The organism is Pseudomonas sp. NPDC089396 (genome assembly GCF_044749545.1).
Lineage (GTDB): Bacteria > Pseudomonadota > Gammaproteobacteria > Pseudomonadales > Pseudomonadaceae > Aquipseudomonas.
On the sequence record NZ_JBIVIC010000008.1, the window covers coordinates 108,548 to 131,583 of the forward strand.

General features: G+C 64.3%; 19 protein-coding genes. 7 read left to right on the top strand and 12 right to left on the bottom strand.

The window, feature by feature from the left end; translation table 11 throughout:
- Positions 1–22: 22 nt before the first annotated feature.
- The gene (locus tag ACIPZB_RS16745) at positions 23–6,232 is read left to right on the top strand and encodes a retention module-containing protein (RefSeq protein ID WP_400641687.1); all 6,210 of its coding nucleotides are present in this window, start codon (positions 23–25) and stop codon (positions 6,230–6,232) included.
- A 118-nt stretch (positions 6,233–6,350) separates the two neighbouring features.
- On the opposite strand, the gene ACIPZB_RS16750 is transcribed toward ACIPZB_RS16745, so the two are convergent.
- Together ACIPZB_RS16750 and ACIPZB_RS16755 are read right to left on the bottom strand one after the other, a co-directional pair.
- Positions 6,351–6,716 (bottom strand): YbaN family protein, encoded by a 366-nt coding sequence (locus ACIPZB_RS16750; protein WP_008091853.1) that lies wholly within the window; start codon positions 6,714–6,716, stop codon positions 6,351–6,353.
- Between the two features lie 7 nt (positions 6,717–6,723).
- The gene (locus tag ACIPZB_RS16755; protein ID WP_012315632.1) at positions 6,724–7,311 is read right to left on the bottom strand and encodes a YecA family protein; all 588 of its coding nucleotides are present in this window, start codon (positions 7,309–7,311) and stop codon (positions 6,724–6,726) included.
- Positions 7,312–7,557: 246 nt separating this feature from the next.
- Between ACIPZB_RS16755 and recQ the strand changes: the two genes are divergently transcribed.
- Both recQ and ACIPZB_RS16765 read left to right on the top strand, forming a co-directional pair.
- Positions 7,558–9,702: a DNA helicase RecQ gene (gene recQ, locus ACIPZB_RS16760; RefSeq protein WP_400641689.1), complete on the top strand. Its 2,145-nt coding sequence runs from the start codon at positions 7,558–7,560 to the stop codon at positions 9,700–9,702.
- A 138-nt stretch (positions 9,703–9,840) separates the two neighbouring features.
- The gene (locus ACIPZB_RS16765) at positions 9,841–10,278 is read left to right on the top strand and encodes a MarR family transcriptional regulator (protein WP_008091847.1); all 438 of its coding nucleotides are present in this window, start codon (positions 9,841–9,843) and stop codon (positions 10,276–10,278) included.
- A gap of 111 nt (positions 10,279–10,389) precedes the next feature.
- On the opposite strand, the gene ACIPZB_RS16770 is transcribed toward ACIPZB_RS16765, so the two are convergent.
- Positions 10,390–12,576, bottom strand: a complete 2,187-nt coding sequence (locus ACIPZB_RS16770) for a patatin-like phospholipase family protein (protein ID WP_400641691.1) — start codon at positions 12,574–12,576, stop codon at positions 10,390–10,392.
- A gap of 66 nt (positions 12,577–12,642) precedes the next feature.
- On the opposite strand from ACIPZB_RS16770, the gene ACIPZB_RS16775 reads away from it, so the two are divergent.
- Positions 12,643–12,924, top strand: coding sequence for a SelT/SelW/SelH family protein (locus tag ACIPZB_RS16775; RefSeq protein ID WP_008091843.1), 282 nt, complete (start codon positions 12,643–12,645; stop codon positions 12,922–12,924).
- Here the strand turns inward: ACIPZB_RS16775 and ACIPZB_RS16780 are convergent, their stop codons facing one another.
- Both ACIPZB_RS16780 and ACIPZB_RS16785 read right to left on the bottom strand, forming a co-directional pair.
- The gene (locus tag ACIPZB_RS16780) at positions 12,925–13,815 is read right to left on the bottom strand and encodes a DMT family transporter (RefSeq protein ID WP_400641693.1); all 891 of its coding nucleotides are present in this window, start codon (positions 13,813–13,815) and stop codon (positions 12,925–12,927) included.
- Positions 13,816–13,993: 178 nt separating this feature from the next.
- Positions 13,994–14,761, bottom strand: a complete 768-nt coding sequence (locus ACIPZB_RS16785; protein ID WP_400641695.1) for an AraC family transcriptional regulator — start codon at positions 14,759–14,761, stop codon at positions 13,994–13,996.
- A 126-nt stretch (positions 14,762–14,887) separates the two neighbouring features.
- Between ACIPZB_RS16785 and ACIPZB_RS16790 the strand changes: the two genes are divergently transcribed.
- Positions 14,888–15,700 carry a UDP-2,3-diacylglucosamine diphosphatase gene (locus ACIPZB_RS16790; protein ID WP_400641697.1) on the top strand — a complete coding sequence of 271 codons (813 nt, stop codon included), beginning with the start codon at positions 14,888–14,890 and terminating at the stop codon, positions 15,698–15,700.
- A gap of 6 nt (positions 15,701–15,706) precedes the next feature.
- Here ACIPZB_RS16790 and ACIPZB_RS16795 read toward each other — a convergent pair whose 3' ends face one another.
- A complete protein-coding gene (locus ACIPZB_RS16795) occupies positions 15,707–16,018 on the bottom strand; it encodes a DUF962 domain-containing protein (RefSeq protein WP_008091834.1) in 312 nt (103 codons plus the stop codon).
- Positions 16,019–16,171: 153 nt separating this feature from the next.
- Here ACIPZB_RS16795 and ACIPZB_RS16800 point away from each other — a divergent pair, with 153 nt between their 5' ends.
- The gene (locus ACIPZB_RS16800; protein WP_400641699.1) at positions 16,172–17,233 is read left to right on the top strand and encodes an AraC family transcriptional regulator; all 1,062 of its coding nucleotides are present in this window, start codon (positions 16,172–16,174) and stop codon (positions 17,231–17,233) included.
- On the opposite strand, the gene ACIPZB_RS16805 is transcribed toward ACIPZB_RS16800, so the two are convergent.
- Positions 17,190–18,644, bottom strand: a complete 1,455-nt coding sequence (locus tag ACIPZB_RS16805) for a TrkH family potassium uptake protein (protein WP_400641701.1) — start codon at positions 18,642–18,644, stop codon at positions 17,190–17,192. The genes ACIPZB_RS16800 and ACIPZB_RS16805 overlap by 44 nt on opposite strands.
- 102 nt (positions 18,645–18,746) lie before the next feature.
- Between ACIPZB_RS16805 and ACIPZB_RS16810 the strand changes: the two genes are divergently transcribed.
- Complete coding sequence (locus ACIPZB_RS16810; protein WP_400641703.1) at positions 18,747–19,304, top strand: NAD(P)H nitroreductase; 558 nt, start codon at positions 18,747–18,749, stop codon at positions 19,302–19,304.
- A 147-nt stretch (positions 19,305–19,451) separates the two neighbouring features.
- On the opposite strand, the gene ACIPZB_RS16815 is transcribed toward ACIPZB_RS16810, so the two are convergent.
- The 5 genes from ACIPZB_RS16815 to ACIPZB_RS16835 all read right to left on the bottom strand — a co-directional run bounded on the left by ACIPZB_RS16815 (position 19,452) and on the right by ACIPZB_RS16835 (position 23,023).
- On the bottom strand, positions 19,452–20,789 hold the full coding sequence (locus ACIPZB_RS16815) for a sensor histidine kinase (RefSeq protein ID WP_400641705.1): 1,338 nt from the start codon (positions 20,787–20,789) through the stop codon (positions 19,452–19,454).
- A gap of 60 nt (positions 20,790–20,849) precedes the next feature.
- Positions 20,850–21,266, bottom strand: coding sequence for a Spy/CpxP family protein refolding chaperone (locus tag ACIPZB_RS16820; RefSeq protein WP_400641707.1), 417 nt, complete (start codon positions 21,264–21,266; stop codon positions 20,850–20,852).
- Between the two features lie 106 nt (positions 21,267–21,372).
- The gene (locus ACIPZB_RS16825) at positions 21,373–22,050 is read right to left on the bottom strand and encodes a response regulator transcription factor (protein ID WP_400641709.1); all 678 of its coding nucleotides are present in this window, start codon (positions 22,048–22,050) and stop codon (positions 21,373–21,375) included.
- A 78-nt stretch (positions 22,051–22,128) separates the two neighbouring features.
- Positions 22,129–22,428 carry a YciI family protein gene (locus ACIPZB_RS16830; RefSeq protein WP_400641711.1) on the bottom strand — a complete coding sequence of 100 codons (300 nt, stop codon included), beginning with the start codon at positions 22,426–22,428 and terminating at the stop codon, positions 22,129–22,131.
- A 1-nt stretch (position 22,429) separates the two neighbouring features.
- Positions 22,430–23,023 (bottom strand): septation protein A, encoded by a 594-nt coding sequence (locus tag ACIPZB_RS16835; RefSeq protein ID WP_043273141.1) that lies wholly within the window; start codon positions 23,021–23,023, stop codon positions 22,430–22,432.
- Positions 23,024–23,036: the final 13 nt, after the last annotated feature.

A 23,036-nucleotide genomic window follows, 5' to 3' on the forward strand; every position in this document is an offset into this window, starting at 1 on the left:
TCGGTTAGGGGAGGCGTGTGTCATGGCGAAGTTGGTCGGTGTGGTCAGCAAGGTGATTGGTGAGGTTTTTGCCATTGGCAGCGACGGTAGCCGCCGTCCCTTGATCGAAGGCGATCGCCTGTTCGCGGGCGAGCAGTTGCAGACCGGTGCCGCAGGCGCGGTGGCGGTGCACTTGCAGAGCGGCGCCGAATTGACGCTGGGGCGTGACAGCAGCCTGCAGATGACCCCGGACCTGCTGGCCAGCCAGGCCACCCCTGCACAGGCCCAGGACGAACCGCCAAGCCAGGCGCAACTGAGTGATGTGGAACGCATCCAGCAGGCGATTGCCGCAGGTGCCGACCCCAGCGACGCGGGTGAAGCGACTGCTGCCGGGCCCAGTGGTACCGGCGCTCCGGGCGCACTGGGGGGCGGGCACAGTTTCGTGATGCTGAGTGAAGTGGGGGCCCATGTCGATCCGGTGGTGGGCTTCCCGACGGCGGGCTTCAATGGCATCCCGGAGCTTGCCAATCGCTATGTCGGTGACCTGCGAAACGACCAGGGCAGCAACCTGCCAGGCCCAGGTATCGACAATGGCGGCGATGGCAACGGAGAGGGCACCGGGCCCGACGGCGGCTTGCAGCCTGGCCAGCCCAATCCGCCTGGCGATCCCAATCCGCCGGTAGACCCCAATCCTCCGGTGACACCTGTCGATCCCAATCCCCCGGTGACACCTGTCGACCCAGACCACCCGGTTGAATTGCAGCTCACCCCCGGTGGCTCGGAGCTGAACGAGGCCAACCTGCCCCTGGGTTCGGCGAGCGACCCGGCAGCCCTGACCCAGCACGGCAGCTTCACCGTGCTGGCGCCGGACGGTGTGTTCAATCTCAGCGTGGGTGGCATCAATGTGGTGACGGGCGGTGTGGTCACTGGTGTTGGCCAGTCGATCACCACAGGCCTTGGCAATACCCTGGTCATCACGGGCTACGACCCGGCGACCGGCGTGGTGACCTACAGCTACACCCTGACCGGTGCCGAGCAGCATGCCGACGGCGCCGGGACCAATTCGCTGAACGAATACCTGCCGGTGTTGGTCAGCGACAGCGACGGCGATGTGGCCCAAGGCACGCTGCAAATCAGCATTCGCGACGACGTGCCCAGGGCCGTGGATGACAGCAACCCGGTCAACGCCAGCGAGCAGCACACCGAGTTGACCGGCAATGTGCTGGGCAACGACATCCAGGGTGCCGACCGGGTAACGGGAGGCCCGGTGATCGCCGGCACCTACACCGGCACCTACGGTACGCTGGTGCTGGCCGCGGACGGTTCCTACACCTACACCCTGAACACCAGCGACCCGGGCTTCAAGCACCTGGGGGGCGGCGGCCATGGGGTGGAAACCTTCACCTACACCATCAAGGATGCCGACGGCGACACCAGCAGCGCGACCCTGACTCTGAATATCAGCAACCTCGACGACGGGGTGCAAATCGACGGTCTGGACACGCAAGGTGGCCGCCTGACCGTCTACGAGAAAAACCTGCACGACGGCAGTGCACCCGATGCCAGCGCCCTGACCCAGCAAGGCACGTTCAAGGTCACCGCGCCAGACGGCCTGCAGAGCCTGAGCGTGGGTGGTATCAGTGTGGTCAGCGGTGGCGTGGCGGTGGGCTTCCCGCAATCGATCGTCACCCCTGAAGGCAACACCCTGACGATTACCGGCTACGACCCCAGCACCGGGGTGGTGAGCTACAGCTACACCCTGCTGGACAACGAACAGCACCCCGTCGGCGAGGGCAGCAACGTCATCACCGAGCAGTTCCAGGTGATCGCCCAGGATATCGACGGCAGCCAGGCGACTGGCAGCGTGCAGGTGACCATCGTCGACGACCTGCCGCAGGCCCATGACGATTACGTCAGCGTGGCCAAGGGCGATGTGGTACGCGGCAACGTGATGTACAACGACGTGGTCGGTGCCGACACCCGCAGCGACGGCCAGTACGTGGTCGGCGTGCGTGCCGGCAACGACACCTCGACCTCGGCCATCGGTCAGTTGAACATGCAGGTCAACGGCCAGTACGGTTACCTGACCATCGACGCCCAGGGCAACGCCGAGTACCACGCCAACCCCAATATCGCCTCGCCTCGCGATGCGCTCGACACCTTCGTCTACACCATCCGCGATGCCGACGGCGACGAGAGCACCACCACCCTCACCATCAACGTGCACAACTCGCTGATGGCCTGCGATGACCGTGACGTCACGGTCTACGAAAAGGCGCTGGACCTGCACAAGGACGGCAATGACCTGGCCGCAGGCACCGTCACCGGTAGCGAGCCTGGTTCGACCGGCGAAACGGCCACCGGGACACTGGCTGCCAGTGGCGGTGTCGGTGCGCTGACCTACAGCCTGGTCGGCAATGCCGTGGGCCAGTACGGTCAGCTCCACCTGAACGCGGATGGCTCCTACACCTATACCCTGACCTCACCGGCGAACTCGCCGACCCATGCCAACGACGGTGCCAATACCGTCTCGGAAACCTTCACTTACCGGGTCGAGGACGCGCTGGGCAACTGGACCACCAGTACCATCACCGTCACCATCGTCGACGACGTGCCGCAGGCCCATTGCGACTACGCCAGCGTTGGCAAGGGCGACGTGGTGCGTGGCAACGTGATGTACAACGACGTGGTCGGTGCCGATGTTCGCCATGACGGTCAGTACGTGGTCGGCGTGCGCGCCGGCAACGACACTTCGACCTCGGCCATCGGGCAACTGAACATGCAGGTCAACGGCCAGTACGGTTACCTGACCATCGATGCCCAGGGCAACGCCGAGTATCACTCCAACCCCAACATCGCTACGCCCAGGGATGCCATCGACACGTTCGTCTACACCATTCGCGATGCCGACGGCGACGAGAGCACCACCACCATCACCATCAATGTGCACAGCGCGTTGATGGCCTGCGAAGACCACGACGTCACGGTCTACGAAAAGGCGCTGGACACGTACAAGGATGGCAACGACCTGGCAGCGGGCAGTGTCACGGGCAGTGACCCGGGCTCTACCCAGGAGACTGCTTCCGGCACCCTGGCCGGCTCGACCAGTGGCGGAGTCGGCGCGCTGACCTACAGCCTGGTCGGCAATGCCATGGGCCAGTATGGGCAAATTCACCTGAATGCCGACGGCTCTTACACCTACACCCTGACCTCGCCGGCCAACTCCCCGACCCACGCCAACGATGGGCCTAACACGGTGACCGAAACCTTCACCTACCAGGTGCAGGATTCGCTCGGCCACTCGACCACCAGCAGCATCGTCATCACCATCGTCGACGACGTACCGACAGCCAACAGCGATTTTGTCAGTGTCGGCAAGGGCGACGTGGTGCGCGGCAACGTGATGTACAACGACGTGGTCGGCGCCGATGTTCGTCATGACGGCCAGTATGTGGTCGGCGTGCGTGCCGGCAGCGATACCTCGACCTCGGCCATTGGCCAGCTCAACATGCAGGTCAAAGGCCAGTACGGCTACCTGACCATCGATGCCCAGGGCAACGCCGAGTACCACTCGAACCCCGATGCCGTGGCACCGCGGGATGCGCTCGACACCTTCGTCTACACCATTCGTGATGCCGACGGCGACGAGAGCACCACCACTGTCACCATCAACGTGCACACCCACTCGTTGCAGCCCTGCACTGACGGCGGCGTAGCGGTCTACGAGAGCGCCCTGGACCTGTACAAGGACGGCAACGACCTGGCCGCCGGCAGTGTCATGGGCAGTGACCCGACCTCGCCCCGTGAAACCGCAAGTGGCAGCCTGGTCGGGCAGGTCGCAGGTGGCGTCGGAGCCTTGACCTACACCCTGGTCGGCAACGCGGTGGGCCAGTATGGCCAGATGCACCTGAACGCGGACGGCTCCTACACCTACACCCTGACATCGCCGGCGAACTCGCCGACCCATGCCAACGATGGCGCCAATACCGTCACGGAATCCTTCACCTACCGGGTAGAAGACACGGTGGGCAACTGGACCACCAGCACCGTGACCATCACCGTCGTCGATGACGTGCCGCAGGCCCATTGCGATTTCGTCAGCGTGGGCAAGGGCGACGTGGTGCGCGGCAATGTGATGTACAACGACGTGGTCGGGGCCGACACCTTGGGCGATGGCGCCTATGTGGTTGGCGTGCGCGCCGGCCATGACACGTCCACCTCGGCCATCGGCCAGCTTGGCACTCACGTGTACGGCCAGTACGGCTACCTGACCATCGATGCCCAGGGCAACGCCGAGTACCATTCCAATCCCAATGCCGTGGCACCGCGCGATGCGCTCGACTCCTTCGTCTACACCATTCGTGATGCCGACGGCGACGAGAGCACGGCGACCGTGACCATCAACGTCCACGACCACTCGCTGAACCCTTGCGGCGACGGTGGCGTGGCGGTGTACGAGAAGGCGCTGGACTATTACCAGGACGGCCATGACCTGGCGGCCGGCAGTGTCAACGGCAGTGATCCTTGCTCGACCGCTGAAACCGCCACCGGCAGCCTGGTCGGACAGGTCGGTGGCGGCGTGGGGGCGCTGACCTACACCCTGATCGGCAGCGCCGTGGGTCTGTATGGGCAGATCCATCTGAATGCCGATGGTTCCTACACCTACACCCTGACGTCGCCGGCGAATTCACCGGTGCATGCCAATGACGGTGCGAACACGGTGACCGAGTCCTTCATCTACCGCGTTGAAGACACGGTAGGGAACTGGACCACCAGCACCGTCAACATCACCATCGTCGACGACGTACCCCAGGCCCATTGCGATTATGCGAGTGTCGGCAAGGGTGGCGAGGTCAGTGGCAACGTGCTGAGCAACGACGTGATCGGCGCCGACGTGCCGAGCGACTGCGGCTATGTCGTCGGTGTGCGGGCCGGCAGCGATACCTCCACCTCCGCCATCGGCCAGCTCGGTACCCACGTGTATGGGCAGTACGGCTACCTGACCCTGGATGCCAGGGGCAATGCGGTCTACCACTCCGACCCCAACGTCGCCGCGCCGCGTGATGCGATCGACAAGTTCGTCTACACCATCCGCGATGGCGACGGCGACGAAAGCACCACGACCATCACCGTGAATGTGCATGACTACTCGATCTCCGGGTGCGGTGAGGGCTATGGACGGGGGCAGGAACGAGTGGTCGAGCGCGGCGCATTCAGCTTCGATGCCAGCAGCATGACCGCAGCGCTGGTGGTGCTGGGTTACCTGGGGGCGATGGGCAGCGCCCAGGGCAGCGCTGAAGAGGTGTTCAATGTCAGTCTGCGCAAGGGTGAAACCTTGCAGCTGAACCATGACCAGCACGATGGCAATGTGCTGATGGAGTGGAAGGACGGTGGTGGTAGCTATCAGGCCATTGCCGCTGGCGACAGCTTCACGGCCAGCCACGACGGGGTGTACAGCATTCAGCTGAGCACCCCAGCGGCTAACAGCCAGGTGGGGGAAAGCGTCAAGCTGAGCATGGTCCTCGACTACGCCAATGCACAACAGCCGGTCTCGCATGACAGTGGTGCCACGGAGCATGGCGCTGCGGGTCTCTCCAGCGCGATGGATGTCGCGTCGCTGGAAAGTCATGAGCCCACTCACCAGGGGGCACATGACACGGCCACCTTCGTCCAGGCCAAGGGCGCAGTGACCGTCGACCTGGGTCACGAAGGGGCGCAGGACACAGGCGGTGCAGGCATCCAGACCTTGAATGGCATTCATAACCTGATCGGTTCGGACTATGGCGACACCTTGATCGGCGATAGCCACGACAACCTGATCGACGGCGGCAAGGGCAACGACATTCTGGTCGGTGGGGCAGGCAACGACACCCTGACGGGGGGCAGCGGCAACGACACCTTCGTCTGGCAGAAAGGTGACAGCGGTCATGACACGGTCACCGACTTCACCCCGGGTAGCGACAAGCTTGACCTGTCGCAGCTGCTGCAGGGCGAGCACGCCACGGCGACGTCGCTGGACGATTACCTGCACTTCAAGGTCAGCGGTGCGGGAACCAATGTGGTGTCGACCATTGAGGTCAGCAGCACGGCAGGCGCGGCACCGGTCCAGACCATCGACCTGGCGGGTGTGGACCTGGCCCAGCATTACGGGGTGACGGCGGGGGCGGGTGGGGTGATCTCGGCGGGGCATGACACGGCGACCATCATCAACGGGATGCTCAATGATCATTCGTTGAAGGTGGATACGGTGTGAAGCTACTGGCCCTATCGCCGGCAAGCCGGCTCCCACAGGTACACCACAGCCCTTGAGAGCAGTGGTGTACCTGTGGGAGCCGGCTTGCCGGCGATGAGGCCAGTGCTGCCAACGCAGCTTAGCCTGGCCTGCGCAAGGTCTTCTGCTTGAGGATGTACAAGCTCACCAGCACCGCACTGGTGAGCATGAACGCCCGCGCCCAGAACAGCGGCACCAGGTAGCAGGACAGGCCAATGCTCGCCCACATCAGGCCGATGGCGTAGACCTTGCCCTTGAGCGGAATGCCTTCGCCACTCAAATAGTCACGGATCCACGGCCCAAGTCTTGGGTGGTTGACCAGCCAATGGTGAAAGCGGGGCGAGCTGCGAGCGAAGCAGGCGGCCGCCAGCAGCAGGAAGGGGGTGGTGGGCAACACCGGCAGGAAGATCCCCAGCACCCCCAGCGCGACGCTGAGCCAGCCGATGGCCAGCAGCAGGTAGCGCACGGCCGACTCAGTGGTGGCGTGGTTTGAGCAGCGCCGGCTTCTCGTCAGGGGCGTGCAGCAGCAGGAACAGTGCGCTCAGCGCCTCGGGGATCTGCACGATCATGTCGTCCTGCAGGTTGGCATTGCTGGCGATGTCGGCGAACTCTGGCTGCTCGTCGAACAGGCCCGAGCCAACCATGATTGGCAGCAGCATCTCGCTGACTTCCTCTTCGGCGTTCTCGAACCAGGCTTCCTCGCGCAGGAACACGCCTTCCATGAAACCGATGCACCAGCCGCGCAGGTCGGAATCGTCCGGTTCGTCGGTCAAGTCCAGGTCGCAGGGCAGGTCGAATTCTTCGTCGCTGGCCAGCTGGCGGGCAATGTGGCCCTTCAGTGCCACCAGGGTCGCTTCGATCTCGGTGCGCTGGGCATCGCTGGCGTAGTGGGGCTCTTCGGCGAACAGCGCGTCGATCCATTCACGCTCGGGGACGTCTTCCGAGCAGATCGACAGCGCGGTCAGGTAGCCGTGGGCGGCGACGTAGTCCAGCGCTTCTTCGTGCAGCTCATCGGCGTCGAGGAAGGCTTGCAGGCGGGTCAGTTGCTCGGCGAAGGACATTACAGGGCTACCTTGGGGGAATAAACGATAGTGAATTCTAGCACCTTGCGGCGACGGCGGTGCAAAGGGAACGTCTGTCACCCGGGCATCCTGCGTGATGCGGCACTACGGTATACTCCGCGATTTTTCATGCAGGGGCGGGGTTTCCCGGCCATCTGGCAAAAGCCGCTTACGCATTTGGCGTGTGCGGAGCGGTTTTTTCGTCCAGCCTGTGTCCAGGATGGTACGGCGATTTTGGAGTTGCACATGCTCGAACAGGCTCAGCGCGTTCTCAAGGATATCTTCGGCTACGACAGTTTCCGTGGGCGCCAGGCAGCGATCATCGAATGCGTGGCCAGCGGCGGCGATGCGCTGGTGCTGATGCCCACTGGCGGCGGCAAGTCGTTGTGCTTCCAGGTGCCAGGGTTGCTGCGCCCGGGGCTGACGGTGGTCGTGTCGCCGCTGATCGCGCTGATGGACGACCAGGTCGCCACGCTGGACGAGCTGGGCGTGGCCGCCGCGGCGCTGAACTCCACCCTGAGCGCGGAGCAGCAGCGCGACCTGGCCGGGCGCCTGCGCCGTGGCGAAGTGAAGATGCTCTACCTGGCGCCGGAACGCCTGGTGCAGCCACGTATGCTGGAGTTCCTGCGCGAGATGGACATCGCCCTGTTCGCCATCGACGAGGCCCACTGCGTGTCGCAATGGGGCCACGACTTCCGGCCTGAATACCTGCAGCTCGGCCAACTGGCCGAACTGTTCCCGCATGTGCCGCGTATCGCCCTGACCGCCACGGCCGATATGCGTACCCGCGAGGAGATCGTCCAGCGCCTGCACCTGCAGGGGGCCGAACGCTTCCTGTCGAGCTTCGATCGGCCGAACATCTTCTACCGCATCGTGCCCAAGGAGTCGCCGCGCAAGCAGTTGATGGCCTTCCTGGGCGAGCGCCGTGGCAATGCCGGCATCGTCTACTGCCTGTCTCGCAAGAAGGTCGACGAGACCGCGGCATTCCTCTGCGAGCAAGGCTTCCCGGCGTTGCCCTACCACGCAGGCCTGGCCGCTGAAACGCGTGCCGCCAACCAGCACCGCTTCCTCAATGAAGAAGGGCTGATCATGGTCGCCACCATTGCCTTCGGCATGGGTATCGACAAGCCCAACGTGCGTTTCGTCGCCCACCTCGACCTGCCCAAGTCGCTGGAAGCCTACTACCAGGAAACCGGCCGTGCCGGCCGTGATGGCCTGCCATCCGACGCCTGGATGGCCTACGGCCTGCAGGATATGGTGATGCTCAAGCAGATGCTGCAGAACTCCGAGGGTGACGAGCGCCACAAGCGCATCGAGCAGCACAAGCTCGACGCCATGCTCGCCCTGTGCGAAGAGACGCGCTGCCGCCGGCAGTCGTTGCTGGCCTACTTCGACGAGGTGCTCGAACAGCCGTGCGGGCATTGCGACAACTGCGTCGACCAGATCCAGACCTGGGACGCTACCGAGCCTGCACGCCAGGCATTGTCGGCGGTGTTCCGCACGGGGCAGCGTTATGGCGTGGGCCATCTGGTCGATGTACTGCTGGGCAAAGACACCGAAAAGGTGCGCAATTTCGGCCACGAGAAACTCTCGGTGTTCGGCGTCGGCAAGACGCTTGCCGAGGTTGAATGGCGCTCGTTGTTCCGTCAGCTGGTGGCGCGCGGCCTGGTCGACATTGACCTGGAGGGCTACGGCGGCCTGCGCCTGTCCGACAGCTGCCGGCCACTGCTGCGTGGCGAGGTCACCCTGCAGCTGCGCCGCGACCTCAAGCCGCAGACCGTGGCCAAGGCGTCCTCCAGCGGCGGCAGCCCGGCCAGCCAGCTGGTGCGGGCCGAGGAGCGCGAACTGTGGGAAGCCCTGCGTACCTTGCGGCGCAAGCTGGCCGAGGAGCACAGCGTGCCGCCTTACGTCATCTTCCCCGACTCCACCCTGCTGGAGATGCTGCGCAGCCAGCCCACCAGCCTCAGCGACATGGCCCAGGTCAGCGGTGTGGGCGCGCGCAAGCTGGAGCGTTACGGCCAGGCCTTCCTCGAAGTGCTCAACGGTGCCGGTGGCGCCGAGGAGGCGCCGAAAGTGGTGCTCGACCTGCGCCACGAACTGGTCAGCCTGGCCCGCGCCGGCATGACCCCCGCGCAGATCGCCGGTCAGCTCAACTGCAGCGAGAAGAACGTCTACAGCCTGCTGGCCGAAGCCATCGGCCGCCGGGAACTGAGCCTGGATCAGGCACTGGATCTGCCGGAAGACTTGCTGATGGAGGTGCAGGATGCCTTCCTCGATGGCGAAGGGGAGCTGCCGCCGGTGTCGGCCATTGCGCCCCTGTTCGGTGCTCGTGTACCGGACGGGGTGCTGCACTGCGTGCGCGCGGCGTTGGCGGCGGAATTCGAGTTGTGATTGAAGACATTTCGGACATCTACTGACCTGAGACACCCTTTTTGACGAATATCGGCCGTTTGTGAGGCGCCCAGCCTTGCCTGATGGCACGGGACATGGTTAGCTGGCTAATAATTAGTTCTAGTCCATGAGTTACTTATGCCCCTGACCGACAACCAACACCGCTTTGGCATGCAGCTGGCCCAGATGTCCCGGGGCTGGCGTGCCGAACTGGATCGCCGCCTGGCCGGGCTCAACCTGTCCCAGGCGCGCTGGCTGGTGTTGCTGCACCTTGCCCGTTTCGAAGAGGCGCCCACCCAGCGCGAACTGGCCCAGAGTGTCGGCGTCGAAGGCCCGACCCTGGCGCGCCTGCTCGACAGTCTGGAAAATCAGGGGCTGGTGCGCCGCCAGGCGGTGCTGGAAGATCGCCGCGCCAAGAAGATCCTGTTGTGCCCGCCGGCCAAGCCGTTGATCGAGCAGATCGAGACCATTGCCAATGCCTTGCGCCTGGAGCTGTTCACCGGGGTGGACGAGGCGGATCTGCAGGTGTGCATGCGGGTGCATGCGAAGATTCTGGGCAACCTGGAAAAAACCTGAATGGCTGGGGGCTGCTTTGCAGCCCAATCGCCGGCAAGCCGGCTCCCACAGGGTTCGGTGTGATCCTTGTGGGAGCCGGCTTGCCGTGGCGACGAACCGCGGCGATGCAATCTAGAAGGTATGCCCCAGGTTCAGATACACCGCCTGCTCATGCGCGCTGTTGGCGCCATAACTCAAGTTCAACGGCCCCAATGGCGTCTCCAGCCCCAGGAAGATGCTGGCCGCGTTGATATAGCCACTGTCGAATTCGTTGTCGTTGTTCCAGACCCGCCCACGCTCCAGCGACCCCCCGATATACAGGGGGAAGTCCAGCGGCACGTAAGCGCGTGGTGTCAGGCGGCGGTAGTAGACCATGCGCATCAGGCTCAGGTTCTGCCCTGATACCGAATCCTGGCGGAACCCCGACAGCTCCCGTGCACCGCCAATCACGAAGCTCGACGTCACCACATCGGTTTCGTCCAGCGTGCGTCCATAGCGTCCACCGACTACCCAGGTGTTCGGCCCGCTGCTGAAGGCCTTGTCCAGATTGAACAGCCATTGCCGGTACGCGTTGTCGGAGTCCAGCGACTTGTCGTACTTGCGCAAGGTCAGGCCGATGTCCTCGCCACTGTGCGGGAAGTACACGTTGTCGAGGGTGTCGAACGAATATTTCAGCTCATAGAAGCCTTCGTTGAAACTGACCTTGGGCAGGTCCTGGTCACCGATGCGCACCTCGGCTTCGCCCCAGGCCTTGCCGGCCCCCAGGCGCACTTCGCCATAGGTGCCGATCTGCCGACCGAAGTTGAGGCCGAAACCGTAGCGTTCCAGCCGGTATTCGGCGATCGGGTCGTCGTCCAGGGTCGCTTCGATGTTCTGTGAGCTGAAGTCCAGATAAGGCGCGATGAAATAACGCGAGCCAACGTCCAGCGGCTGGTAGAACTCGCTGTACAGTTCTTGCTGGTCACCGATCTGCGCGCGAGTGAGCCACTCGGCACCGAGCTCGTTGATGCCATTGACCCGGTAGCTGGCGCCCAGGTTGAAGGCGCTGTCACCGCGCAGGTCATCCGACAGGTTCAGGCCCAGACGCAGGAAGTCGGTGCCGCTGCGCTTGCCACGGGCGTTGATCACCAGGGTGTTGTCATCGCCTTTGTGCACCACGCGGTATTGCACCCGGTCGAAGTAGTCCAGGCCATACAGGGTACCCATGTCAGTCTGCAGGCGGTCGAGTTCCAGCGGCTCGCCAATCGGCTGGCGGATGTAGTAACGGATCACGTCGTCACTGACCTTGGAGTCGTTCTCCACCCGAATGGCGGTGATCACGGGCGTGCGCTGGCGCGGCGAACGCGCTACCGCCAGCTCCGCATCGCCTTCGGGTTGGCGCAGGCCGGCCAGGCGTGGTTCCAGCAGCTGCGCGGCGCGGTAGCCGGCTTCGATCATGTCGTGGGCGCGGCCGAAATCGGTGACGCCGAAGGCCGCCAGCTGCGGTTGGATAAGGATGTCGTCGCGGTGCAGGCTGGCCAGTTGCTCCTCGGAATTACGCCGGGTCATCAGGGTGATCGACTGGTTGAGTACATCGACCACCGTGGCCAGCTGCTTGCGGTCGCGCAGTGGTGTACCGATATCGACCACGATGGCAAGGTCAACGCCCATGTCGCGGGCCACATCCACGGGGATGTTGTCGACCATGCCACCGTCCACCAGCAGGCGGCCATCCAGCTCTACCGGCGCGAACACCGCCGGGATCGACATGCTGGCGCGGATCACCTGGGGCAGGTGACCCTTGCTGAACACCACTTTCTCGCCACTGGCGATGTCGGTGGCCACGGCGCGAAAGGGGATCGGTAATTTGTCGAAGTCGCGGGTGTCGGCGGTGTGGGCCAACTTGCTTTCCAGCAGCAGGGACAGGTTCTGGCCCTGGATCACACCCAACGGCAGGCCGAGGCTGCCGTCATCGCGAAAGCTCAGCTTCTGCTTGACCAGAAAGTCGCGGTCATCCTGCTTGCGCCTGAACGGTACGTCCTTGCGCGGCGGTGCGTCGGACAACGCCTGTTGCCAGTCGAGCGTGGTGGCCAGTTTCTCCAGCTCCTCGACGCTGTAGCCGGAGGCATATAGCCCGCCAACCACCGCGCCCATACTGGTGCCGGCGATGGCATCGATGCGCACGCCCTGTTCTTCGAGGGCCTTGAGCACGCCGATATGGGCCAGGCCCCGGGCAGCACCACCGGAGAGCACCAGGCCGACCTTGGGGCGGGCGGGTTCGGCGGCGAGCACGGTGATGGAGGTGAGCGTCAGCAGAAGGCAGAACAGCAGGCGGTGCATCGTGAGTCTCAAAGGCTGGGCTAAAGACCGCTAGTATAAGCGGCCCCTACCTGGAGAACCTTGACCATGGCCCACAGCAAGCCGGAAATTGTCATCACCTATTGCACCCAGTGCCAGTGGCTGCTGCGCGCGGCCTGGCTGGCCCAGGAGCTGCTCAGCACTTTTTCCGACGACCTTGCCCGGGTGGCGCTGGAACCTGGCACGGGCGGGGTCTTCCGTATCACCTGCCAAGGCGTGCAGATCTGGGAGCGCAAGGCCGATGGTGGCTTTCCTGAGGCCAAGGTGCTGAAGCAGCGGGTGCGTGACCAGATCGACCCGCAGCGCGACCTGGGCCACAACGATCGCTGATCAGGCGCCTTCGGCCAGCGTGCGCTGTTTGGTTGACGGTTCGGCGGCCAGGCGGCTGGACAGCACGATGGCGAAGATGATCAGCGCACCGCCAAGCAGCATGCGCAAGGTCGGTGTCTCGGCGAACACCACCCAGGCCACGGCAATGCCGTAGACCGGCTCCATGCCGAATACCACGGCGGCGGTGCGTGCCTTGATCACGGCCAGGCTGGCGACGAACAGGCTGTGGGCGACTCCGGTGCAGAAGATGCCGAGCAGGGCGATCCACAGCCAATCCTTGGTCTCTACCGCACCTAGGCCGGGCGCGGCCACCGGAAGCAGGCACAGGCCGACCACCAGGTTCTGCCACAGCGCTGCCTGCACGGCGGGCAAGCGCCCGGAGCCGGCACGGTTGGTCAGTGAGAGCAGCGAGAACAGCAGGCCCGAGAGCAGGGCCCAGAGCAGGCCTGCGGTGGCTTCGCTGGCCAGGTCGAAGGACGGCGTCACCAGGATCAGGCCGATGCTGACCAGCACCACCAGTACGGCTTCGTTGCGGCGGATGCGTTCACGGAACAGCAGGCCTTCGAGGATCACGGTAAACGCCGGGAAGCTGGCGAAGCCGAGGGTGGCGATGGCTACGCCAGCGACCTTGACGGCGATGAAGAAGCTGACCCAGTGGCCGGCCAGCAGCACGCCGCCGAGCAGCAGGCGGCGCATGTCGCGCCCGCTCAGGCGTTGCCAGCCGGGGCCGGTGAGGCTGGCGAACAGGGTCAGGGCGAGCACGGCGAACGCGGCGCGACCGAAGACGATGATGGCCGGGCTGGCGCTGGCGGCCAGTTTGCCGAACACGCCGGTCAGGCCGAAGAACAGTGCGCCGATGTGCAGGGCCCCGAGGGCGGTGCGGTGGTTCATGGTGGTCCTTGCGATCTTCGTGGTATTGGCCTGCCCTATCGCCGGCAAGCCGGCTCCCACAGGTACACCACAGCCCTCAAGCCAGTGATGTACCTGTGGGAGCCGGCTTGCCGGCGATAGGGCCGGTACAGGCGCAGTGTAAAACCTCAGGCTTGCTCGGTCTGTCGCAAGACTCGCCTCAGTTGTCGTCAGACTCTCGCCGCAACGCCACTGGCGAACAGCCGAACGCGCGCAGCATCGCCGCCGAGAACGCACTCTGCGAACTGTAGCCAACCTGCGCCGCGATCTCGCCCATCGGCAGCGCAGTCTGTCGCACCAACTGCCGCGCCTTGAGCAACCGCCGCTGGCGGATATAGTCCATCGGCGTCATCCCGCATTCGACGGTGAAGCGCGCATGCAGCCGGGCGCTGGACAGCCCTGCGATACGCGCAAGATCAGCGACCTGCAGCGGGTACGCGGCGTTGCGCTCGATATGGCTGTCGAACGCGGCATAAGGCAGCCGATGGCTGGGCGTGACCGTAGCCGAAGCGGTGGGATTCAAGCTGGCCAACAGCAGCACCGCACCTTGCCGGGCAATCAACGGGTCGTCCACCGGGCTTGCCGCCAGCCAGTCCACCAGTTGCTGCTGACGGTTGTCCAGGCCCAGGGCTGCCGGGCGGTCGAGCAGGCGGCGACTGGCGTCGGCATGCTCACCCAGTTGCTCGTGCAGCCAGTGATCGCCTGGCACATCGAGCACCAGGCAGTGGCTGCCGGTGTCACTACCACAGCTGTGATGGGTGCCGGCAGGTACGACCATGAGGCCCTGGCGAGCGACCCGGGCCCCTTGCCCCTGTACCTCGAAATCCAGGCGACCCTGCAGACCGAACACCAGCTGTGGGTGCTCGTGGCTGTGGGCGATCAGGTCGTCGCGGTAGTGGCGCAGGGAAAGAATCGGGCCGGCGGTCATGGGGCGTCCTCGCAGGGCAGGCAACCATTGTGCCCCATTCCCGACCCCTCATCACCCGTCACATCGCTGCCACCAACCTGTCACCTGGGCCTGCCAGTCTCCAGCAAACAGCGCCGGAGCCTGCCCATGACCCACGTCGAACTCTCTCGCCCTTCACTCAAGCAGCGTGTGCGCACGTTGTGGATTTCCGACGTTCACCTGGGCACGCGAGATTGTCAGGCCGAACACTTGTCGCAGTTTCTCAAGGGCTATCAGGCCGATCGCATCTACCTGGTCGGCGATATCATCGACGGCTGGAAATTGCGCGGCGGCATCTTCTGGCCGCAAGCCCACACCAATGTGATCCGCCGTTTGCTGACCATGAGCAAGCGGGGCACCGAGGTGATCTACGTCACCGGCAACCACGACGAGTTTCTGCGCCGTTATTCGAAGTTGATGCTTGGCAACATTCAACTGGTGGACGAGGCCGAGCACCTGACGGTGGATGGCCGCCGGCTGCTGGTGATCCACGGCGACCAGTTCGACGTGATTACCCGCTATCACCGTTGGCTGGCCTTCCTTGGCGACCGTGCCTACGAGGTCACCCTGGTACTCAACCGCTGGCTCAACCATTGGCGGGCGCGCTACGGCTATGGCTACTGGTCGCTGTCGGCCTATCTCAAGCACAAGGTCAAGGGTGCGGTGAACTTCATCAGCGATTTCGAGGACGCCATTGCCCACGAATGCACCCGGCGGGGTTTTCACGGGGTGGTGTGCGGGCATATCCACCACGCCGAAATCCGCAGGGTCGGCGAGGTGGAGTACCTCAACTGTGGCGATTGGGTCGAGTCATGCACGGCTTTGATCGAGCACTGGGACGGCAGCATCGAGTTGTATCGGCTGGCCGATGCCCAGGCGCGGCATGCCGAGCAGGCTGCCGCGCTGCGCGAACCTGCCTGAGGCGACCTAGAGGCTGATGCGCCCCAGCAGGATGTCTCGAAACATCGCGAAATCGCCGATCAGGCTGTACAGCGGGTGCTTGAAGGTGGCCGGGCGGTTCTTCTCGAAAAAGAAGTGCCCGACCCAGGCGAAGCCATAGCCGAACAGCGGCACGGCCAAGAGCAGCAACCACTTGCCACTGCCGATGGTGTAGGCCAGCAGGGCAATGACCAGGCTGGTACCGACGAAGTGCAGGCGTCGGCAAGTGGGGTTGCTGTGCTCCCCCAGGTAGTAAGGGTAGAACTCGGCAAAACTGCGAAACTGCGCTGTGCTGTTCATCGCAATGCTCCGGGATTATCACTTTTTCACAGGATACACGGCGTGGAGCCTGAATCGAGTCTAGAGTCACTGACGGAGCCGGCCAGTGACAATAGGCGCCAATTGAGTATCCTTAGGTTCACCGCATGAAGCGGTCAGCATAAGAAGCCTGTCATGAGTGAGAGAACCACGTCAGCCAGCTGGGCATCAGGGATCGTCAAGGCACTCGAGCTGGAAGGGCTCGATTGCCGTGCCATGTTCAAACAACTCGGGCTCGACTTCGCCGCCCTCGACGACCCGGATGCGCGTTTTCCGCAAGACTCCATGACCCGCCTGTGGCAGTTGGCGGTGGAACTGTCCGGCAATGAAGCCATCGGCCTGAACATGGCGCGGGTGGTGCGGCCGGCATCGTTCCATGTGGTGGGCTATGCGTTGATGTCGAGCCGCACCCTGGCCGAAGGTTTCGAGCGGCTGGTGCGCTATCAGCGCATCATCGCCGAAAGTTCCGACCTGAGCTTCCGTCTGGGCCCCGAAGGCTATTCCCTGATCCTTACCGTGCATGGCGATCATCTGCCGACAACCCGGCACAGTTCGGAGGCATCGCTGGCGTGCGCACTGGCCCTGAGCAAGTGGCTCAGCGGCCGCCCCATACAGCCCAGGCGGGTGCTGATCCAGGGGCCGCAACCGAAGAACATCGAACCCTACAAGGTGGCGTTCCATTCGCCCCTTGTGTTCGGCGCCGCCCACGATGCGCTGATCTTCGAACGCGCAGACATGGAGGCCCCGCTGCCAACCGCCAACGAAGCCATGGCGGTGCTGCATGACCGCTTCGCCGGCGAGTACCTGGCGCGTTTTTCCGAAAGCCGGGTAAGCCACCGTGTACGTCAGGTGCTGTGCCGCATCTTGCCCCAGGGCGAGCCCAAGCGGGAGACCCTGGCCCAGGCCCTGCACCTGTCCCAGCGCACCTTGCAGCGCCGCTTGCAGGAAGAGGGCACCAGTTTCCAGGCGTTGCTGGACGACACCCGCCGGGAGCTGGCCGAGCAATACCTCGCCCAGCCAGGCATGACCCTGCTGGAAACCGCCTACCTGCTGGGTTTTGCCGACCCCAGCAATTTCTACCGGGCGTTCCGTCGCTGGTTCGACGTTACCCCAAGCGAATTCCGCTCCCGTCTGGGCGCGGAACCCCTGGTACTCAGTGACGCCAGAACGCCGGCATACACAACACCAGCACCGTGATGATCTCCAGGCGACCGAGCAGCATGCCGCTGGCGAGGATCCACTTGGCAGCATCCGGCAGCGAGGCGTAGTTGCCCGAAGGGCCGATCACTTCACCCAGGCCCGGGCCGACACCCGAGACGGTGCCAGCGGCGCCCGTTAGCGCGGTCATCCAGTCAACGCCCAGCAGTGACAGCAGCAAAGCCATCACGCAGATGGTGATGGCGAAGAAGAACGAGAACGTCAGGATCGAACGCACGATTTCTTCGTCGAGGCGGTGGCCGTTGTACTTCTGCTTGATCACCGCGCGCGGGTGGATCAACTGGTTCAAGCTGGCCTTAAGCAGGATGTAGGCCACCTGGAAGCGGAAGATCTTGATGCCGCCGGCGGTGGAGCCGGAGCAGCCACCGACGAAGCCCAGGTAGAAGAACAGCATCAGCGAGAAGTTGCCCCACAGGCTGTAGTCGCCCAACGCAAAGCCGGTGGTGGTGACCACCGACGTCACGTTCAGCGCCACATGGCGCAAGGCATCCAGCCAGTGCAGTTTGGTGGTGGCCCAGTACCAGGTGCCCAGCACCAGCCAGGTGACCACCAGCATGCCGAGCAGCCCCTGGACCTGCTGGTCGCGGATCAGCGCCTTGCGGTTGCCGCGCAAGGTGGCCACGTACAGGGTGAACGGCATGCTGCCGAGGATCATGACCACCACGGCGACCCAGTGCACCGCCGGGATGTCCCATTTGGCCAGGGATTGGTCCGAGGTGGAGAACCCACCGGTGGAGATCGCCGACATGGCGTGGTTGATCGCATCGAACGGCTTCATGCCGGCCCACCAGAAGGCCACGGCGCCGAGCACCGAAAAACCGACGTAGACCCCGACGATCGACTTGGCGACCATGTGCGAGCGCGGCATGACCTTTTCCGAGCGGTCGGACGACTCGGTCTGGAACAGGCGCATGCCACCGATGCGCAGCAGCGGCAGGATCGCCACGGCCATGGCGATGAAGCCGATACCGCCGAGCCAGTGCAGCATCGAGCGCCACATCAGGATACCCGGCGACATGGTGTCCAGCCCGCTGAGCACGGTCGCGCCGGTGGCGGTGATGCCGGACATGCTCTCGAAGAAGGCATCGGTGTAGCTGATGTGCTGGGTCAGCAGGAAGGGCAGGGCGGCGAACACGCACACCACCAGCCAACTGCTGACGGTGAGCAGGTACATGTCGCGCGGGCGCAGGTGCACATGCTCCGGGCGGCCCTGCACGACCATCGCCAGGCCGGCGACGAAGGTGATCAGGCTCGACCAGAGGAACGACGGCATGTCGCCGGTGCGCTCGAAGATCACCAGGGTCGCCATGGGGACAACCATGCTGACTGCCAGGGTGATGAGGAAGATGCCGATGATGAAACCAATGATCCTTAAGGTCGGCAAGGCCATGTGATCTGCTCTGACTCTGAACGGAAGGGCGCCATTCTACCTATGGGTCTGGTGATGTAAACGCTAGAATGGCCGCACATTTACCAGCCAGGAGGGTAGCCGATGGAGGCTCTCGACGCATTGCTCAACCGTGTTTCCGTGCCACGCCTGACCGAACCTGCGCCCAATGCTGCCCAGCGCGAGGCGCTGTTCCAGGCGGCGCTGCGGGCGCCTGACCACGGTCAACTGCGGCCGTGGCGCTTCCTGACCATCGAGGGCCAGGGCCGCGAGAAACTCGGTGAGCTGTTCGCCCAGGCGCTGCAGAACAAGGGCGAAGCGAGCCAGGCTGCGCTGGACAAGGCGCGCGCCATGCCGTTGCGTGCGCCGTTGCTGATCGTGGTGATCGCCAAGTTGCAGGACCACTTCAAGGTGCCCAAGTCCGAGCAGCGCCTGGCCGCGGGCTGTGCGGCCCATGGCATCCTGATCGCGGCCTATGCCCAGGGCATCGGCGCGGTGTGGCGCACCGGCGACATGGCCTTCGATGCCTTTGTGCACCAGGGGCTGGCGATGGCCGAGAACGAGGAGGTGATCGGTTACCTGTATGTCGGTACGCCGCTGGCCGAGCCGCGCACGGCGCCGGTGCTGGAGACTGCAGCGTTCGTCAGCGCCTGGGGCGAGTGATGCACGGGGCCGCTCTGCGGCCCATCGCCGGCAAGCCGGCTCCCACAGGTATGGCACAAGCCTCAAGGCTAGCGCTGTACCTGTGGGAGCCGGCTTGTCGTGGCGACGAACCGCGGCGATGGGCTGCGCAGCAGCCCCTGTACCCCATCAAATGGTCGTAACAGTCACAGGCAGCTCCAGCCGAGCCACGAACCCACCCTGTGGATGATTCTCCAGCACCAGGCTGCCGCCATGGCGCTCCACCGCCTTGCGCGCGATCGCCAATCCCAACCCATGTCCCGCCGCCTCCTGCCCCGGCGCGCGGAAGAACGGTTCGCCCAACTGCGCCAGATGCTCCGCAGCCACCCCCGGCCCATGGTCGCGCACGCTCACCACGATCCGATCCTGCTCACGCTCGGCGCGAACCTCAATCGGTTGCCCCGACGGATTGAAGCGCAAGGCGTTGCGCAGCAGGTTGTCCACGGCCCGCTCGATCAAGGTCGGCCAGCCCTGTAGGGTCAGCCCTGGCTGCGCCTCCAGCTTCACCTCCTGCTCCGGTGCGCTGAGCTGGGCATCCTTGCGCACGCTGCCGAGCAAGGCATTCAGGTCGACGGGCTCGGCATGCGCCTGTTCGGCATCGACTCGGGCCAAGGTCAGGATCTCGCTGATCAGGTCTTCCAGGCGGTCGCACTCGCGGGTCAGGCGTGGCCACAGTGCCTGGCGTTGATCGGCCTCGGCCCGCTCGGCCAAGGCCAGGGCGATGCGCAGGCGGGCCAGGGGTGAGCGCAGTTCGTGGGAAACATCCCGCAGCAACTGGCGCTGGCTGCCGATCAGGCTCTGCAGACGAGCCCCCATCTTGTTGAAGTCCTTGGCCAGCACGCCGAACTCATCGCGCCGGGCCGCCAGGCGGGCCAGGCTGTTCTGCTGGTAGCTGGCCTGGCCGAGGTCGTGCACGGCGCTGCGCAGGCGGCTCAGTGGACGGGTGATGGACAGGGTCACCAGCAGGCTGAACAGGGTCAGCACCACCAGGGCAATGCCCAGGGCGCTCAGTGGCCAGAGCAGGCTCTCGCGGTGCCAGGCGTCCAGTTCGGGGTGAGGGATACGGTAGATCAGCAGGTAGGTTTCACCGCTCTCGGGGCTGGTGTATTCCTCGGTCAGGCGGCGCCACGGCAGGCGGCGCTGGTCATTGTGCTGGCGCGCCTCGAACGCGGCAGCACGGCGCGGGAAGGTTCCAGGCACCACCGCCTCGCCACTGTCATCGAGCACCTGCACGTCGATCTTGAAACGCTCTCTGCGTCGTTCCAGAAACATTTGCGCAGACTCTACGCCTTCCTGTTCGTAGTGCTTGGCCCAGTGGCTGGCCAGGGTGTTGAGGCCCGGGTGGCGGCTGAGGATCCAGGCGTCCTGGTTGAGCATGTGGCCCAGCAGGATCGACAGGCCAGCGACGAGGGTGATGGCCAGCCAGAAGCTGGCCAGGATGCGCCAGAACAGAGAACGCAAGAGCACCTCCTGTAAACGGGAAAAGCCCGGCCCGCGGGGGCGCGGGCCGGGCATCGGTGGGGCAGCTTACTGGGCCTTGTTGCCTTTTTCAGCTTTCCAGGCCTGGAATTCCTTCCATTCAGCCTTGCGTGCTTCTCGCTCTTTCTGCAATTCGTCGAACTTCTTCTGCTGGTCAGGCTTGAGCAGTGCGCGGACCTGGCTCTCGGTCTTGTCGTGGCTGGCCTTGAGCTCGTCCTTCATGGCTTTCTGTTCGGCGGCTGGCAGTTTGGCCATGTAGCGTTCGGTGATGTCGTGGCGGTTTTTCATCTGCTCGCCCATCAGCTTACGGATCTCCTGGCGCTGCTCACGGCTCAGGTCCAGTTGGGCGAAAGGCGCATCACCGCGATGATGCGGGCCGTCGTGGCGCGAGCCGCCTTCAGGCATGGCCATGGCCACGGTCGGCAGGGCGGCGGCGAACATCAGGGCGATAAGGGTCTTGCGCATGGTGTCTCTCCTTTCATAGGCCGGTGGTTACCGGATGAGCTCAGTCTAGGGAGATCAAGGTCAAGCGCGGTCAGGGAAGGGTAAAGGCTCGGTAAAGATGAGCAGGTCAGAGGCTGTAGTAATAGCCACGGCTGCGCAGAGCCACGATGCGCGGGCGACCGTCGGCGTGCGGGCCGATCTTCTTGCGCAGGTTGCTTACGTGCATGTCCAGGCTGCGGTCATACAGCGTCAATTTGCGACCCAGGCCGATTTGCGCGAGCTCCTGCTTGTCCAGCGGCTCGCCGGGTTGGCGCAGTAAGGCTTCGAGAATACGGCTTTCGGACAGGGTGAGGCTCATCTCCCGGCCGTCGATGCTGACCACGCCACGTACCGGGCTGAAAGCCAGGTCACCGATCTCCAGTTGCGTGGTGGCGGCCGTCGGGTGGCTGCGGCGCAGCACGGCCCGCAGGCGTGCGGTGAGTTCACGGGGGTCGCAAGGTTTGGCCAGGTAATCGTCGGCACCCAGTTCCAGGCCGAGAATACGGTCCAGCGGCTCGCCACGGGCCGAAAGCATCAGCACTGGCAACTCGGCATGCTCGCTGCGTAGCTGCTTGAGCAGCTCCAGGCCACTGCCGTCGGGCAGCATCACATCCAGCACCACGGCCGCGGGTTCGTGCTCGGCCAGGGCCTTGCGTGCGCTCTGGCCGTCGTGGCAGGCACGCACGGTAAAGCCTTCCTGGGTCAGCCAGCTGCCGAGCAGCTCGCAGAGTTCCTGGTCGTCATCAATCAGTAACAGCTCGCTCATGACTCACTCAATTCAAATCGACGGCGTCTGACGTATGCGCCAGAGGTAAAGATACAGCAGGCGCCGCCAATTCTTCGGTTATGGCAAGACTTGCTTGAATGGCTTGACGATGACCTTGTCATACACGCCGGCGGCAATGTACGGGTCGGCATCGGCCCAGGCCTGGGCGGCGGCGAGCGAATCGAACTCGGCGACGATCAGGCTGCCGCTGAAGCCGGCAACACCTGGGTCGTTGCTGTCGATGGCCGGGTGCGGGCCGGCCAGCACCACGCGGCCTTCTGCCTTGAGCTGCTGCAGGCGCTCGATGTGCGCCGGGCGTGCGGCCAGGCGTTTTTCCAGGGAGTTCGCGACGTCGCTGGCGATGATGGCGTAGAGCATGTCAATCCTTGGTCTTGGAGGTGGAAGGGTCGTCGTGCAGGTGGCGCGACAGGTACACACCCTGCGCCACCAGGAAGAGCACGGTCATGCCCAGGCTGCCGAACACCTTGAAGTCGACCCAGAAGTCCTGGAAGGTGAAGGCGACGAACAGGTTCGCCGCGCCGCAGAACAGGAAGAAGGCGATCCAGGCCAGGTTCAGGCGCGTCCACACGGCGTCGGGCAGGGTCAGGGCATGGCCCATGATGCGCTTGATCAGCACCCGGTCGCCGATGAAGTGGCTGCCGGCAAAGCCCAGGGCGAACAGCCAGTTGACCACCGGCGCCTTCCACTTGAGGAAGGTTTCGCTGTGGAAGGTCAGGGTCAGGCCGCCGAACACCAGGCAGGCGATCAGCGTCAGCCACTGGCCCTTCTCAAGCTTGCGCTGGCGCAGGAACAGCGCGCCGTAGACCAGCAGCGAGCTGGCGATCAGCATCGCCGTGGCGCTGTAGATGCCGCCGAACTCGAAGCTGTGGCCTGCGACTTCCATCGGGCGCGGGTCGAGCTTGTAGACGATGAAGAACAGCAGCAGCGGGATGAAATCGATGAATTGTTTCACAATGGCAGCCAGA

Excerpts from the sequence above, each read along its gene's own strand:
- ACIPZB_RS16745 (WP_400641687.1), top strand. The coding sequence starts at position 23 with ATGGCGAAGTTGGTCGGTGTGGTCAGCAAGGTGATTGGTGAGGTTTTT.
- ACIPZB_RS16755 (WP_012315632.1), bottom strand. The coding sequence starts at position 7,311 with ATGTCCTTCGCCGAGCAACTGACCCGCCTGCAAGCCTTCCTCGACGCC.
- recQ (WP_400641689.1), top strand. The coding sequence starts at position 7,558 with ATGCTCGAACAGGCTCAGCGCGTTCTCAAGGATATCTTCGGCTACGAC.
- ACIPZB_RS16765 (WP_008091847.1), top strand. The coding sequence starts at position 9,841 with ATGCCCCTGACCGACAACCAACACCGCTTTGGCATGCAGCTGGCCCAG.
- ACIPZB_RS16770 (WP_400641691.1), bottom strand. The coding sequence starts at position 12,576 with ATGCACCGCCTGCTGTTCTGCCTTCTGCTGACGCTCACCTCCATCACC.
- ACIPZB_RS16775 (WP_008091843.1), top strand. The coding sequence starts at position 12,643 with ATGGCCCACAGCAAGCCGGAAATTGTCATCACCTATTGCACCCAGTGC.
- ACIPZB_RS16780 (WP_400641693.1), bottom strand. The coding sequence starts at position 13,815 with ATGAACCACCGCACCGCCCTCGGGGCCCTGCACATCGGCGCACTGTTC.
- ACIPZB_RS16785 (WP_400641695.1), bottom strand. The coding sequence starts at position 14,761 with ATGACCGCCGGCCCGATTCTTTCCCTGCGCCACTACCGCGACGACCTG.
- ACIPZB_RS16790 (WP_400641697.1), top strand. The coding sequence starts at position 14,888 with ATGACCCACGTCGAACTCTCTCGCCCTTCACTCAAGCAGCGTGTGCGC.
- ACIPZB_RS16795 (WP_008091834.1), bottom strand. The coding sequence starts at position 16,018 with ATGAACAGCACAGCGCAGTTTCGCAGTTTTGCCGAGTTCTACCCTTAC.
- ACIPZB_RS16800 (WP_400641699.1), top strand. The coding sequence starts at position 16,172 with ATGAGTGAGAGAACCACGTCAGCCAGCTGGGCATCAGGGATCGTCAAG.
- ACIPZB_RS16805 (WP_400641701.1), bottom strand. The coding sequence starts at position 18,644 with ATGGCCTTGCCGACCTTAAGGATCATTGGTTTCATCATCGGCATCTTC.
- ACIPZB_RS16810 (WP_400641703.1), top strand. The coding sequence starts at position 18,747 with ATGGAGGCTCTCGACGCATTGCTCAACCGTGTTTCCGTGCCACGCCTG.
- ACIPZB_RS16820 (WP_400641707.1), bottom strand. The coding sequence starts at position 21,266 with ATGCGCAAGACCCTTATCGCCCTGATGTTCGCCGCCGCCCTGCCGACC.
- ACIPZB_RS16825 (WP_400641709.1), bottom strand. The coding sequence starts at position 22,050 with ATGAGCGAGCTGTTACTGATTGATGACGACCAGGAACTCTGCGAGCTG.
- ACIPZB_RS16830 (WP_400641711.1), bottom strand. The coding sequence starts at position 22,428 with ATGCTCTACGCCATCATCGCCAGCGACGTCGCGAACTCCCTGGAAAAA.